Annotated in this window: 13 protein-coding genes; 2 read left to right on the plus strand and 11 right to left on the minus strand. The window is 68.3% G+C overall.

What is annotated here, in order from left to right; all coding sequences use genetic code 11:
- Positions 1–44: 44 nt before the first annotated feature.
- The 6 genes from map to ACXRVZ_RS09185 are packed head-to-tail and all read right to left on the minus strand — an operon-like array spanning position 45 to position 6,365.
- Positions 45–836, minus strand: coding sequence for a type I methionyl aminopeptidase (gene map, locus ACXRVZ_RS09160; protein ID WP_458232320.1), 792 nt, complete (start codon positions 834–836; stop codon positions 45–47).
- Positions 833–1,087, minus strand: a complete 255-nt coding sequence (locus ACXRVZ_RS09165; RefSeq protein WP_457426635.1) for a ParD-like family protein — start codon at positions 1,085–1,087, stop codon at positions 833–835. The genes map and ACXRVZ_RS09165 overlap by 4 nt, the downstream gene beginning before the upstream one ends.
- Before the next feature lie 38 nt (positions 1,088–1,125).
- A complete protein-coding gene (locus ACXRVZ_RS09170; RefSeq protein ID WP_457426633.1) occupies positions 1,126–1,566 on the minus strand; it encodes an acyl-CoA thioesterase in 441 nt (146 codons plus the stop codon).
- The gene (locus tag ACXRVZ_RS09175; protein WP_457426631.1) at positions 1,559–4,375 is read right to left on the minus strand and encodes an ATP-binding protein; all 2,817 of its coding nucleotides are present in this window, start codon (positions 4,373–4,375) and stop codon (positions 1,559–1,561) included. Before ACXRVZ_RS09175 ends, ACXRVZ_RS09170 begins: the two co-directional genes overlap by 8 nt.
- Positions 4,375–5,058: a hypothetical protein gene (locus ACXRVZ_RS09180; protein ID WP_457426629.1), complete on the minus strand. Its 684-nt coding sequence runs from the start codon at positions 5,056–5,058 to the stop codon at positions 4,375–4,377. Before ACXRVZ_RS09180 ends, ACXRVZ_RS09175 begins: the two co-directional genes overlap by 1 nt.
- Positions 5,055–6,365, minus strand: coding sequence for a hypothetical protein (locus ACXRVZ_RS09185; RefSeq protein WP_457426627.1), 1,311 nt, complete (start codon positions 6,363–6,365; stop codon positions 5,055–5,057). Before ACXRVZ_RS09185 ends, ACXRVZ_RS09180 begins: the two co-directional genes overlap by 4 nt.
- A 99-nt stretch (positions 6,366–6,464) precedes the next feature.
- Here ACXRVZ_RS09185 and ACXRVZ_RS09190 point away from each other — a divergent pair, with 99 nt between their 5' ends.
- Positions 6,465–7,256: a DODA-type extradiol aromatic ring-opening family dioxygenase gene (locus ACXRVZ_RS09190; RefSeq protein WP_457426625.1), complete on the plus strand. Its 792-nt coding sequence runs from the start codon at positions 6,465–6,467 to the stop codon at positions 7,254–7,256.
- Between the two features lie 531 nt (positions 7,257–7,787).
- On the opposite strand, the gene ACXRVZ_RS09195 is transcribed toward ACXRVZ_RS09190, so the two are convergent.
- Complete coding sequence (locus ACXRVZ_RS09195) at positions 7,788–8,717, minus strand: Gfo/Idh/MocA family protein (protein WP_458232321.1); 930 nt, start codon at positions 8,715–8,717, stop codon at positions 7,788–7,790.
- Positions 8,718–8,837: 120 nt separating this feature from the next.
- Between ACXRVZ_RS09195 and ACXRVZ_RS09200 the strand changes: the two genes are divergently transcribed.
- Positions 8,838–9,497 (plus strand): 2-keto-4-pentenoate hydratase, encoded by a 660-nt coding sequence (locus ACXRVZ_RS09200; RefSeq protein WP_457426621.1) that lies wholly within the window; start codon positions 8,838–8,840, stop codon positions 9,495–9,497.
- Here ACXRVZ_RS09200 and ACXRVZ_RS09205 read toward each other — a convergent pair.
- The 4 genes from ACXRVZ_RS09205 to ACXRVZ_RS09220 all read right to left on the minus strand — a co-directional run bounded on the left by ACXRVZ_RS09205 (position 9,487) and on the right by ACXRVZ_RS09220 (position 14,076).
- Positions 9,487–10,101, minus strand: coding sequence for a DUF1294 domain-containing protein (locus ACXRVZ_RS09205; RefSeq protein WP_458232322.1), 615 nt, complete (start codon positions 10,099–10,101; stop codon positions 9,487–9,489). The genes ACXRVZ_RS09200 and ACXRVZ_RS09205 overlap by 11 nt on opposite strands.
- Positions 10,102–10,166: 65 nt before the next feature.
- The gene (locus ACXRVZ_RS09210; RefSeq protein ID WP_458232323.1) at positions 10,167–11,387 is read right to left on the minus strand and encodes a glycoside hydrolase family 27 protein; all 1,221 of its coding nucleotides are present in this window, start codon (positions 11,385–11,387) and stop codon (positions 10,167–10,169) included.
- Positions 11,388–11,422: 35 nt separating this feature from the next.
- Positions 11,423–12,898, minus strand: a complete 1,476-nt coding sequence (locus ACXRVZ_RS09215; protein ID WP_457426615.1) for an MFS transporter — start codon at positions 12,896–12,898, stop codon at positions 11,423–11,425.
- 116 nt (positions 12,899–13,014) lie between these two features.
- Positions 13,015–14,076 carry a LacI family DNA-binding transcriptional regulator gene (locus ACXRVZ_RS09220; protein WP_457426613.1) on the minus strand — a complete coding sequence of 354 codons (1,062 nt, stop codon included), beginning with the start codon at positions 14,074–14,076 and terminating at the stop codon, positions 13,015–13,017.
- Positions 14,077–14,265: the final 189 nt, after the last annotated feature.

Here is a 14,265-nt window from a genome sequence, read left to right on the forward strand (position 1 = left end):
CTTCGACTCTGGGATGCGCTCCCCTGCCCTTCGATTCGGGCCGGTCAGTCGATGGACGGATATTCCCCCAACCCATCCGGCCACGGCGTCAGGATCTCGAAGCCGTCCTTGGTCACGGTGACCATGTGCTCCCACTGCGCCGACAGCGACTTGTCGCGCGTCACCACCGTCCAGCCGTCGTTGAGCTCGCGGATGCCGGCGGCGCCCGCGTTGATCATGGGCTCGATCGTGAAGATCATGCCCTCCTGCAACCGCAGGCCCTCGCCCGGGCGGCCGAAGTGGTTCACATGCGGCTCATCGTGATAAACGTCGCCGATGCCATGGCCGCCGTACTCGCGCACGACGCTGAAACCGGCCGCGTGCGCGACCTTCTGGATGGCGTGGCCCACGTCGCCTAACGTCGCACCCGGGCGCACCTGGCGGATGCCGGCGCGCAAGGCCTCGTAGGTCGTCGTCACCAGCCGGCGCGCTAGCACATTGGTGTCGCCGACGATGAACATGCGGCTGCTGTCGCCGAACCAGCCGTCCTTCGTGAGCGTCACGTCCACGTTGACGATGTCGCCCTTCTTCAGCGTCTTGTCCTTGCTCGGGATGCCGTGGCAGACGACGTGGTTGGGCGAGATGCAGGCCGTCTTCGGGAAGCCGTGATAGCCGACGTTGGACGGGATGCACTTCAGCTCGTTGACGATGTAGTCCCGGCAGAGGTCGTCCAGCTCCTCGGTCGTCACGCCGGGCACGACATGCGGCTTGAGCATGGCCAACACCTCGGCGATCAGATGGCCGGCCTCGCGGGCCTTGGCCACCTGCTCAGGTGTGCGCAGCTTGAGGCTCTTCATGCCCGCGCGCCTTTCGCTTTGGCCTTGGCCGGCTGAGCCCAGCCCGCCAGGCGCGCCAGGTCCAGCCCGCCCTCCTGCTCGGCACGGATCAGCAGCTGGCAGATCTCGCTGTGCGACAGCTGCGGATGCAGTTCGGCCAGCATGCCGATGCGCATCCAGTGCTCGGCCTGGGCGTTGATGGAGCGCGACAAGGCCTGGCTCGCAACGCGCAGGCTCTCATGCATGGCTTCGGAGATTTTGACGATTCCCATGCGGCGAACTATATACGATTCATATACGAAACGTATATTCAAACCTTGGGAGTCAGCGCGCCTTCGTAGATGCTCAGGAACTCCGCCGGCATGCGTCGCGGCTGGCTGCTGCTGATCGCTATGCAGACCAGCAGCCAGCGCCCGCGCACCAACGTCTGGCCGTCACTGGCACGACGCAACTGGAAGCGCCGCTCCATCGTCAGCTTGCCGTCGCTGGCCGTCAGCCAGGTGCCCAACACCAGGGCCTCGCCTTCGAAGGACGGCAGCAGATAGTCGTAGTGGCCCTCGCGGATGGCCATGGCCCGGTCGAGGCGCCGGTAGTCGTCGAGGGACAGGCCCAGCGCCTCGGAGTGCGCCCAGCCCGCCTGCTCGCACCACTGCACGTAGACGGCGTTGTTCGTATGGCCCAGCCCGTCGATGTCCGCAGCCGCGGGCGACAACGCCAGCGTGAACGGCGACGGGCGGTCCCAGTCAGTCATAGACCGAGGTTTCGGGCCGGCGCGCCAGCACGGCGATAGGCGGTGCCCAGCGTTCTCCACGCGGCTTCTTGCTCGTGACCAGCGTGATCTCGCTGGGCTCGAAGACCTCGACGTTGTGCGTGATCGGTGTCGTCAGCAGGTATTGCGCACGCGTGCTGCGCAGGAAGTGGCCGACGAGCTGGATGTTGCGCACGTCGAGGTGGGCGAAGGGCTCGTCGATGAAGACGAAACCGCCAGGCGTCTCGTCGTCCTTCATCAGGCCCACCAGCAGGATCAGGCTCTTCAGCACCTGCTGGCCGCCCGAGGCCTCGCCGTCGTTGAGCCCGACCTCGCCCTTGCCGTCGAAGTTGAACTTCACTTGCAGGCCGGCTTGGGCGAGCACGGTGTCGTCGTTGTCCAGGTGCGGCAGCACGGCCTCGGCGGTCACGCCGGCCAGCTCGCCCAGCTCGGCCACGTTCTTCTTGTAGCGGCGCACGGTGGCACGCATCACGTCGATGTAGCGCTCGCGGGCGTTGAAGGCGGCGATGCGGGCCAGCTCGTTGCTGGCGCGACGGTCGCTGAGCTGGGTGTCCTGCTCATGCACCTGGGCGGACATGCGCGCGTGGCGGTCAACGACGCTGGCGTCCACCTCCCAGTGGCCGCCCTGCAGCTCCTGGTCGACGTGATGGGCGCGGATCTCGGCCTGGCGGGCGTTCTCGAATTCATCGCGCAGCGCGGCCAGCGCGATCGGCGTGACCCAGGACTTGGGGAACTGGCCTTTTTGCGTGCGCGACTGGCGCGATGCCGCACGAAGCGCCTCCCGCTTGGCCTCGTGTTCGCGCAGGCGGCCGGAGGCCGAGCCCTCGCCGTCGCGCAGCGCGATCTGCGCGCCTTCGTAGGCCTGCTCGCTGCGCGTGGACTCGCGCACGACGCGGTCGTGTTCGCTGTCCAGCGTGCTCATGCGGGTGGACGCTTCGGCGCGCGCCTGGCGCAGCACCGGCAGGCGCGCGCGGGCTTCGGCGAATTCGTCCGAGCGCTCGCTCAACTCCTGCGCCGCCTTGTGGCCGACGGCCGCGCGCTGCACGTCCTTGAACTGGCGTTCGACCTCCGCCTGCGCCTTGGCGATGCGGCTCAGTTCGCCGTCCCAGCGGGACAGCTCGGCCTCCAGCGCAGCACGGCGCGAATCGACGGCGGACGCGCCGAACTGGTGGTCGCGCGGTTCGACAAACACGCTGCGGCCGCCGCGGCCGTCGCGGTAGTAGGCGTCGGTCGTGATCCATTCGCCGCCGGCCTTTGCGCCCTCTTCCGTGGACGTGACGCAGCGGATGCCGCCCAGCTGGCGCACCAGCCAGGTCGGCAGCGGCGCGCTGACGTTCAGCGCGGCCAGCAGCGAACCGGCCGGCGCCTGGCCTGCGGCCTGCGTGTCGGCGACGACGTAGTGGCGGTAGCGCTGCTTGGCGGCGATGTCGAAGGCGCGGCCTTCGTCGCTGCGGTGTTTCAGCACGACGACCCAGCGCGATGGGCGCAGCAGGCCTTCGGCGGCGGCACGCCAGGTCTCGTCGGCGATATCGATGCTGTCGGCAACCAGGTGGTGGGCAATGCCGGCGTCGTCCAGCGCGCGCTTCATCGGCGCGACCTCGGACGGCGGCGGCGGCAGGCGCTTGCCGCTCAGCTCGCCGAGCGCGGTCTGCGCGCGGGCGGCCTTGTCGCTGGCGCGGGTGTAGTCGGCGCGCAGGCGCTCGCGCTCACCGGCCAGCTCCTGCATGCGCGCGGTCAGCGCGGCGGCATCGGCCTCCACGTCGGCCAGCGCCTTCAGCTCGTCCTCGCGCTTGACCAAGGCCTCGGCGGGCCGCTCAGCTTCACGCGCCGAGTCGAACGCGGCGCGGGCCTCGCGGCGTTCGCCGTCCAACGCCTTCAATCGTTCCTTGGCCGCTTCCTGCGCCGTGAACAGGCTGTGCAAGGCCGCGCGCTTCTCGCTCAGCGCCTTCACGTCGCCCGACGCGAACAGGCGCTGGCGGTGCAGCTCGCGCGCATCGCGGGTAATGCGCTCGCGCGCTTCGCTCCAGCGCAGCACCGGCAGCACCTCGGTGGCCAGGCGCTCGCGCTCCTGAACCTTCAGCTGGTACTGGCGGTGGCTGTTGACGCGGTTGGCCAGGTCGCTCAACTGCGCCTGCGTATGCGCCAGCTCGGCGCCGGCTTGCTCCACTTCCTTGCCCAGGTGCTGCTGATGGCTGCGCGCCTGCTCGTAGCGGTCCAGCACCTCCTGGTCGCCGAACACCTCGAAGACGAGGCGCAGCAGCTCCTTGGCGCTCAGTTCGCACAGCCGGTCGGTCTGGCCCTGCTCCAGCGCCAGCACGCGGCCGATGGCGCGTGTGAGGCCGGCGGCTTCGAGCCGCTTCTTCCAGGCCTCAATGCCCAGCCAGTCGCGGTCGCCCTTCTCGGCGAGCTGCTCGATCTCGTGCACACCGTCGAGGATGGTGTAGCGGCGCACCCAGTCGCCGCCGTGGCGCTCGATGCGGCAGGCCAGCGTCACCTGGTCGGCATACAGCAGTGACGACGCGAACGGCCGGCTGCTGTTCTGGCGCGAACGCGGGCGGTTGTCCACCAGCGCGCGCAGCCAGGCCGTCTCGGCGTTGGCGTGGCGGGCGTAGGTCTTGTACGTGCGGCCACCGGAGCATTCGAGCCCCAGCAGCGTGCGCATCGCGTCCAGCAGCGTGGTCTTGCCCGAGCCGTTGGGCCCGGCAATGGTGATGATGGCGCCGTCCAGCGGCAGCGTGACGCGCTGGCAGTAGTCCCAGTGCAGCAGTTCAAGCGATTGCAGGTGGAACATCAGTCGTCGATATCTTGTTGTTCAACTTCTTCGGGGCGCGGCAGCGGGTGGCCGGCGCGGGCCAGCACGTCGCCCAGGGCGCCGTCAAGGATTCGCGGCGCGAGCAGGTCGTAGTCGATCAGCAGGTCCAAGAGCGGCCCTTCGGCAATGTCCTCGCCACGGCGCGTGACGAAGCCGTGGCGCTCCAGCAGCTTGAGGTTGGTGTCCAGCCGCAGCTTCTTGCCGAGCTGGTCGCCGAAGTCGGCCAGCAGGCTGCGGTAGCTGATCAGCGGCGCGACGCTCGCGGCCTGCGGCATGGGCTTGTCGGTGGCGAAGAACTCGCCCTGGCCAGCGTGGATGGCATCACTGCGGGCCACCTGGCGTTGCCGCTTGGGCAACACGATGAGGCTCCACAGCACGACCAGCAGCGCAACGCCGTCGCGCGGCAGGTCGAGGTTGTTGTTGGCGGCCAGGCCCGCTTCGCCGAACACGGCGCTTTCAGCCGGGCGCAGCAGCGCCACCCCGATGTGGTCGGCATGCACGTTGTCCACCAGTTGCAGGCCCACGCCGGCCAAGCGGGCGCCGAGCTGATTCCACAGCTCCGTGTCGATGAGCGCGCGCTTCACGAGGGGATGGCTGCGCGGCAGCCAGCGGCGGGCCAGCAGTTGCGCGGCGAGTTGCTGGGAGTCGTCGAGTGGGCTCATGTGGCAGGAGATTCAGGGGTGAGGACGCCGCGGCTCATCCATTTGACGAACTCGTCGTCCACGGGGCCTTGCTCGGCGGACCAGCGCACCGACCACGGCTGGCGGGCCATGTCGCCGGTGGCGCCCTTCAGGTGGCGAGCCTGGGCGTCGCCCAGCAGCGGCAGCAACTGGGCACGGTAGGCGGCGCGGGCATAGCTGTCGCCCAGCACGGCTGGCGCCAGGTCGCGCTCGACGGGCTCGGCGGCCCAGGCAGTCAGCAAGACCTGCATCTGGTCCATGTCGGGCGGCAGCTGCATGACGGCCAGCTCGCCGGTCGGCGCCGCCTGGCCTTGCGGCAATGCAGCGATCTCGGCCGGCTTGGGTCGGTCACGTTCGAACTCTGCCTCGGCGGTGTCGACGAGATCGCGCTGAGCCACCAGCACCGGATGCACCGGCCGCTCCCAGGCGCCGTTGATGAGCGAGGCCAGGTCGCCCTGGCTTTGCAGCCAGCGGCGCACGTCGGTCGTCGTGATGCCGGTGGAGCCCAGCGTCACGCGCTGACGGTCGGCCTGCTGTAACGCGCGGTTGAACTGGCTGGCCATCGCCAGCAGCCGCGCCTGCGCCAGGCCCAGCTCACGGGCCAGGCGCTCAAGCCTCGCGTCACCGGCCGCTTCGGCCTGCGCAATGATGGCGCACAGCGCCTCGCCGGCACGGTCCACCAGCGTCAGCGCCTTCTCGAACCGGGTGCGCGCGCGGCGCAGCGCGAACTCGCTGCCGCTCGCGATGGCGTCGGCAAACTCGTCGTACAGCCGTGACAGCTGGGCCAGCAAGTGCTGCAACTGCGCCGGCTGCAAGGTGCCCAGCTGATGGGCGCCGGCCACGCCGGCCAGCAGCGAGGCCAGGTCGCCGTCGGGCGCCGCTTCCTGCGTCAGCGGCTGCAGCAGGCCGACGACCTGCTGGGCCAGCGGCGTGACGGCATAGGTCTGCGCGGTAGCGTCCCAGGCCAGCAGGTCGGCCTCGCGGAAGCGCTTGAGCACACCGTCCAGCGCCTCGTCACGCAGCACGTGGAAGGCCTGATTCAGCGCCTCGCGGGTCAGGCGCGACTCGCGCAGCGCCATCAGTTCGAAGAACACCCACAGCCGCAGCCGCGTCAACGCCGCCGAACCCTGGAACAGGGCGCGCAAGGCCGCCTGCATGGCGTCCTGGCGCTCCAGTTGCCACCACAGCAGCGCCTCGGCCGGCGCCGTGCCGTCGCGGAAGTAGTCCTCCACGCGCAGGGCGTCGTCGCTCTCTGGCAGAGAAGTGGGCAATGGCGTGGGTTGGGACATGGGGCGCGGATTATCGTCGGCCATGTTCAATGGCTTTGAGCGGTGCCAGCGGCCGGCTTGAACTCCGGACCTGGGACGCCCGCCTAAGCTGAAGCCATCATGAAGCAACCCACCTTCTTCCTCTCCCACGGCGGCGGTCCCTGGCCGTTCATGGACGGCGACTACCGCCGCGCGCATGCCCAGCTGGAGGCATCGTTGCAGGAACTGCCCGCCACGCTGCCCGAGAAGCCCAAGGCCATCCTGATGATCTCGGCCCACTGGGAAGAGGCCGCCTTCACGGTCATGACCTCACCCGCGCCCGGCATGCTCTACGACTACGGCGGCTTCCCGGCGCACACCTACGAGGTGGTCTACCCGGCGCCGGGCGACCCGGTGCTGGCCGAGCGCGTCGTCGCGCTGATCGAGGCGGCAGGCCTGCCCGCCGCGCGGGACGCCAAGCGCGGCTACGACCACGGCGCCTTCTGCACGCTGGTGCCCATGTATTCGAACGCAGACGTGCCGGTGGTGCAGCTGTCGCTCAAGCGCGGCCTGAACCCGGCAGACCACCTCGCGCTGGGCCGGGCCCTGGCGCCGCTGCGCGACGAAGGCGTGCTCATCCTGGGCAGCGGCTTCAGCTTTCACAACCTGCGGCTATACGGCTTGTCGGGCCGCGAGCCGTCGGCGGCTTTCGACGGCTGGCTGCAGTCCGCCCTGCCCTCGCCTGCGGGCCGCAACGACCGCCTTCAAGCCTGGGCGCTAGCGCCGGCTGCCCGCATCGCCCACCCGCGCGAGGAGCACCTGCTGCCACTGATGGTGGCCGCCGGCGCGGCCGAGGGCGATGCTGCGAGCTGCAACTATCACGAGACCGCCTTCATGGGCGGGGTGACGGCGTCGAGCTTCAGATTTGGATAAATGCGAGGCTCAACGTTGAAGTTCACCTGCGGACTGAGGCTTGCTGAAGGACGTCAGGTGGAAAAACCGGTTAGGTCATATCGCTCAAGAACGGCCGAGGCCCAACCACTCGAAGATTAATTACGACCGATCCCGGTTTGAGGTACATCCATCCAGCCTCTTCGCGAAACACGAGCCCCGCAGTCGGAACACAAAATTCAAGTCGCAGAGGGCCAGTGCCATTGGGTTTTGGTATGCCGGGTTCCGCGACCGGCATCCAACCATTGTCGACTCGTAAGCCCACAGGGACGGAACCTGCGTCTGTTTCCCAGCGCTCAGCCTCGCCGGCACAAACCCATCGAGTGACTCTCTGGAACTCCGCGGGCAGAACAATCTCTGGCATCGCAAACAACACAGCTTCTTCTTCGATTAACGACGGTGTCACAGTGAGACCTAACGCGTTGCAGGTCGATCGTTAACGATTTCTGCCGGACATTTGAGCGCGACCCTGACTGAAAACGCCCCTTGCCCGGATGACGGCCTCCTACCGGCTCAAACCTGATGCGCCGCCACGATCCGCCGCTCGCCGATCAGGAAGGCATCGGCCACCAGCTGGAATGGCCGCCAGTCGACCTCGGACTGGCCCGCCGCGCACAGTTCGGCGAAGCGCGCGTACAGCCGTGGGTATTCGCCCGCCAAGGCCGCATCGCCCGCCACCGGCTGGCCATCGATTTCCAGCGCGCCGCCGCCATGGGACAGGCGCAGGCGGCCGGTCGTCGTGACCAGCTCGATGTCCCAGGTCTGCTCGCCCTTCTGGCGGAAGTCGAACTCCGCGTTCACCGTGACGCCGGACTCGGTGAGCAGGTCCAGGTGGGCCGCGATGGGCGCCTGCTGGTTGGCCGGGAACTCAAGGACAGCCTTGTGCACGAAGGCCTCCTCGGACAGCACCTCGGTCAGCACCGACAAGGCATTGATGCCGGGATCGAACACGCCCAGGCCGCCCGCGTCGAAGATCCATTGCTGGCCGGGGTGCCAGTGGTGCACGTCTTCCTTCCAGGTGATGGTGCCGCCGGTCAGGGTGCGGCCGCGCAGCCAGTCGCGTGCCGCATCCACGCCCGCGGCGAAGCGCGAGTGCCAGGTCTGGAACAAAGTGCGGCCATGCCGCGCCGCCTCGGCCTGCAGCAGGTCGATCTGCCGCGTTGTGGCGGCAGGCGGCTTTTCCAGCATGACGTGCTTGCCGGCGCGCAGCGCGGCGAGAGCCGCCTCGAAATGCACGTTGGGCGGCGTGCAGATGGAGATGGCGTCCAGCTCCGGCACCGCGGCCAGCATGGCCTCGACGCTGGTGAAACTGGCAACGCCGTCCACGCTGGCGTTGCGGCTGGCCGTGGCCACCAGCTCGAAACGCGGGTCGGCGGCGAGCGCCGGAATGTGTTGATCGCGGGCGATCTTGCCAATGCCTACCAAGCCCAACTTCAGTGCCATGCTGTTCCCGGAAAATGGTGTCGCGCGCGCCGTGCGCCGCAGTGTTGACGTTGCTCGCGGGCCAACGGCCCGAGGCGCTTTCATCTTACGGTCCGGTCATCCGGCAACCCACTCACGCTCATGATCGAAGCTCTCATCCAGGCCCTCGCTACCTGCCACCGCGACGGCACCCGCCTGCGCGCTGCCGACTGGACCGACGCCGTGCGTGACGAGGCCGACGCCTATGCCGTGCAGGAGGGCGTGGCCGCCGCGCTGGGGTGGCCGTTGGACCGCTGGAAGTCCGGCGGTGCCAGCGCGCAGGGACCGTTCAGCCACTCGCCGGTGAACCCGGTGGCGGGCACGGTGCTGCTGGGCGTGGAGGCCGAGGTGGCGCTGCGCGTGGGCGCGGATGGCCTGCCAGACGCGATGTGCATCGCCGTCGAACTGGTCGCCTCGCGCTGGGTCGAGGGCATGGACGCGCCGGCGCTGCTGCGCATGGCTGACTTCCAGAGCAACGCCGGCCTGCTGCTGGGCGACTGGCAGCCGTATCGCGCGTTGGACTGGGCTCAGCTCGAATGGCGCCTGGCGCTGCCCGGCCAGCCGGACATCGTCCGCACGGGCGGCCATTCGCTGGCCGACCCGGCCGGCGTGCTGCCGGCGTGGTTGAAGCACGCCACGCGCCATGGCCGCGCGCTGCCGGCCACCACCGTCGTGACGACGGGCGCCTGGGTCGGCCTGCACCCCACCCCTGAAGCCCACGGCCGGCTGAGCATCGCGGGCCTGGGCGAGTTCAGCTTTTGAGGTTTCTGAGCAAAGGCGTGAAGACGGCGACAAAGGCGGCGATGTTGACCACCACCGTCAGCCAGTAGAGGCGCCGGAACGAGGCMTTGGCGCTCTTGTGGCGCAGCACCTGCTGGGCCAGCAGCGCGCCCGGCCAGCCGCAGGCCAGGGACAGCACATGCAGCGTGCCCTCGGCCACACGCCATTCGCCGCGTGTGGCGGCGCGCTTGTCCAGCCAGTAGACGATGAAGGTCGCCATGCTCATGGCCGAGTAGGCGCCCCAGAACCAGTTCGGCACGCCCCACATCAGGTGGCAGGTGAGCACGAAGCCGGCAAACGCCGGGATCAGCAGCAGCACCCGGCCACGGTCGCGCGGCTCCGGTGATGGCGGTGCGGCGCGCGGCTCCAGGCTTTGCACGTCGACGGCGCGGCGCTTGCCTTGCCCGTCCTGGCCTTCGCGGTAGCTCAGGCGCTCGCCGACGAAGGGCCGGTGCGGCCTCAGGCCAAACGCCTTGACGTGGACGAAGACCTTGGCGCCGCCGCCGTCGGGCGTGATGAAGCCGTAGCCCTTGGCGTCGTCCCACTGGCTGAGGCGGCCACTGGCCCGCGCGGATGCTGTGTTCATGCTGGGCCGGACTGTGCCAGAGGCCCCGGCAGCCCCGGCGCCGGCCATCCGCCGGCTACTGGGCCTTACTGGACGGCCGGAGAGATCCTGAACATCAGCACGCCGTGCGGCGCCACGGTGCCGCCATGGCGGCCGGCAACGCCCTTGGTCTTCTTGCCCGACCACAGGTCGTGCACATCGGCCTTCAGCTTGGCCGGCAGGTCGATCTGCTCCCAGGCCACGGCCATCTCGGCCGGCTTCTCGCTGCGGTTGAACAGCACGGCGGCGCGGTCGCCACCGGCCAGCGTGCGCACCCAGATCTCCAGGTCGCCCTGGCGCCAGATGCGGCGGCCCTGGCGGCCCAACGCGTCCTGGTCGACCTTGATGACCTCGGCATTGGTCAGGATGCGCTTGGTGTCGGCGCTCATCTTGCTCATGTCGTTGCCGGCGATCAGCGGCGCGGCCAGCATGGCCCAGATGGAGAAGTGGCTCTCGTACTCGGTCGTCGTCATGCCGCCGTTGCCGACTTCCAGCATGTCGGGGTCGTTCCAGCCGTTGGGGGCGGACTCGCTCCACAGGTCGGCGTTCATGTCGATGATGTCCAGCAGGCCGTGCGACCACTCCTTCTTGCCCTTCCAGGCGTCCCAGATGTCGCCCGTGGTGCGCCACAGGTGGCCGACCGGATGGGCCCAGCGGCCGGGGCGGCTGTTGCCCCACTCGCACATCGACAGCACGATGTCGCGGCCCGATTCGCGCAGCGCCTTGGCCATGATGGTGTAGGCAGCCTCGGCGTTGCGTGTGCCGGTGTGACACCAGTCGTACTTGAGGTAGTCGACGCCCCATTTGGCGTACTGGCGCGCGTCCTGGAACTCGTGGCCGGCGCTGCCCGGGCGGCCGCCGCAGGTCAGGGAGCCGGCGTCAGAGTAGAGGCCAAACTTGAGGCCCTTGCCGTGGACGTAGTCGGCCAGTGCCTTGATGCCCGACGGGAAGCGATCCGGGTCGGCCTGGATGTTGCCGTCGGCATCGCGACTTTTCTGCCAGCAGTCGTCGATGACGATGTACTGGTAGCCGGCCGCCTTCATGCCGGAGGCCGCCATGGCGTCGGCCTGCTGGCGGATCAGCTGCTCGCTGACATTGCAGGCGAACTTGTTCCACGAGTTCCAGCCCATCGGCGGCGTGGGTGCGAGATTGGGCTTGGGAGCATCGAGTTTGAGCGTTTCGTGCCCGGTGTTCTGGGCCTGCGCAGCGGTGGCGAGGATGCAGGTGAACACAGCCAGCAGCACTCGGCGCAGCCAGGTTGAGGTCATGACAAAACTCCGTTGGGGGGTTTGGAGAGAAAAGCTCAGACGGTGCCGCGGCGGGCTTCCAGCTCGGCGCGGATCTCATGCATGCGCTTCTCGGTCAGGAAATAGCGCGACACGACGTAGAGCGCGATCAGCAGGCCGCAGATCGGGATGCCCGACAGGCAGACGCGGATCAGGAACAGGGCCTCCTCGCCCTGCGCCGGCAGCTTGGCGTTGAAGCCGGTGAACATCAGCACCCAGCCCGATGCGCCGTTGCCCAACGCCAGGCCGACCTTGGATATCCACGAGCCACAGGCCGCGAACGAACCTTCGCGGCGTTGGCCGCTGGAGAGTTCATCGTGGTCGATGACGTCTGCCATGGCCGAGCCGTAGATCGTCCAGAAGCCCGCGCCGATGAAGGCCACGCCGCCGCTGGCAAACAGCTGCAGCCAGGGCATTTGCGGGTTGTAGAAGAACCAGTCGCCGATGAAGGCGAGGATGCCCAGCACCAGCACCGTCATCAGCGCGTTGCGCTTGCCCCAGTGCTTGGCCACCCAGCCGGCGAAGAATATGCCGCCGAGGCCGCAGACCAGGCCGGCGACGCCCATCATGGAGTTCCACTTCGTCGCTTCCACGACGTTGCCGGCGCAGACGTAATAGACGGTCGCGTAGTAGCCCAGCAGGCCCACCATGGACGTCGCCATGTTGTAGACCAGCATGGTGCCCAGCATCTGGCGGAAGGGCCGGTTCTTCAGCGTGCGGTAGAGCGTGTCCTTGAAGGGCACGCGCTGCTTGGCCTGCGCCACCACCTTGCCGTAATAGCGCTCGCGCGTCAGCAGGAAGATGGCGATGGAGGCGACGATCATGATGCCGCCGAGGAGGGTCGTGTAGACCTGGGCGCCCTTCAGGATGTCAGGCTTGCCGCTGGCGTCGTTGAAGATCGCCAGCGTTGTGAACTGCGCGGCGACGAACATCGCCAGTTCGGGCACCTTTTGGATCGCGTTCTTCCACGACATGACGCGTGTGCGCTCGTGATAGTCGGGCGTCATCTCCGCGCCCAGGCTGTTCCACGGCATGACGAAGCAGCTCATCGCCGGCACGTAGAGGCAGGTCGACACCAGCATGAAGATGAAGTACTCGGTGTCCGTCCAGCCGCGGCCGACGGCGAACAGCAGCGGCAGGCCGATGCCGGCCAGGATGCCACCGACCAGGATGAAGGGCCGGCGGCGACCCCAGCGCGTGCGGGTGTTGTCGGACAGCCAGCCGAACAGCGCGTCCGAGACGCCATCGACGGCGATCTTCAGTAGCAGGACTGTCGAGATCAGCCCCGGCGCGACGCCGAGGAAGACGTTGAAGACGTGGAAGACCAGCGAGTTGTAGAGCCAGTGGCCCCACATGTCGAGGAAGGAGCCAAGGCCGAAGCCGATCTTCTGCGAGGCCGGCACGCGGTCGGCGGCGGACGTCGTGTTCGAAGCGGCGGGCGCCCCGGGGCGCTGCGTCACCGGCGCTGCGGCGCCATCACTGTCGGCAATCACGTTCTCTGTCTCCTCGGCCGCTGAGCGGCACGTTTTAGTAAACAGAGTTATTTTCGTTCGACAGATGGACTAATGGAAAGCGGGTAAGACCTAGGGCAAATCGGCAATCGCCGATGTCAGCGCTGCTCGGCGGTGGCCGGATGGCGCCTGGCCTTGCGTGCGGGCGCCGCTGCAGCTGCGACGGGCGTGGCGACGCGCGAGCTCTCGCGCACCACCAGTTCCACCGGCAGCGAGGCCTCGCTGGGCGCCACGTCGCCCTCGATGAGGGCCCGGGCCGCCATGGTGCCCAGCGCTTCCTTGTCCATCTTCACCGTTGACAGCGGCGGCTTGCAGTGCACGGCCGCCTCGATGTCGTCATAGCCGATGAAGCGCACGTCCTCGGGCACGCGCAGGCCGCGCTCCTGGCACAGCTCGATGGCATACATGGCCGTCGAGTCGTTGTAGGCAAACACGGCGTCGGGCGGCTCGGGCAGGGCCAGCAGGCGGCGCATCGCGTCGCGGCCGGATTCGCGATAGTCCATGACCGGGTCCAGCGTGACCTCGTAGTCGGGGTCGAACAGGCGGCCGGCCTCGTAGAGCGCGCGGCGAAAGCCCTTGGCCCGCAGCGACACCGAGTAGTGCGTCGGCGGGCCGAAGATGGCGGCCACGCGCTGCGAGCCTTCTTCCAGCAGATGGCGCGTGGCCAGCCAGGCGCCCAGCTGGTTGTCGTCGTTGATGCAGCGCACACCGGGGTAGAAGTGATCGACCAGCACCAGCGGCAGCTCGCAGCGGCGCACGGCCTCCATGGTCTCGGGGTCGAAATAACCTGCGCCCAGCAGCGCGTCGGCCTCGTGGCGGCGCACCTGGCCGGCGATGTCATCGCCCGCCACCACCGACATGATGCTCAGCGGCACACCCGCCTCGCGGCAGGCCGTTTCGGCGCCGTGCAGCACATAGGAATAGAAGGGGTTGATGGCCAGCGAGCCCAGGTGGCGGCTGTAGATGAACAGCATGCGGCGCGGCTTGCCGGTGCGCAGCTTGCCGACGTCGTAGCCGAGTTGCTGGGCCACCTCGAGCACCTGCGTGCGCGTTTGTTCCGACAGACCCGGCTGACCCTTCAGCGCGCGCGAGACGGTGCCGATGGACACCCCCGCCGCCTGGGCCAATTCCCGAATCGTCACCCCCCGTTTGTCGGCCATGCCGCGAACTCCGCTGTTGTTTAGTGCCTCGAAAAGCGCCGCGATTGTGGCATTGCCGCCAGGACGACGCCCAGCAGCGCCCGTTACACAGGCCACCCACCGACTTGGGCGGTGGTGATACGGGATCGCCCGCGTTGCCGATTGTTCACTAAACAATTATTGTTGCCTAGAATATTTCTTTCCCTTCCC

The sequence above is a fragment of the Roseateles sp. P5_E8 genome, assembly GCF_054177665.1.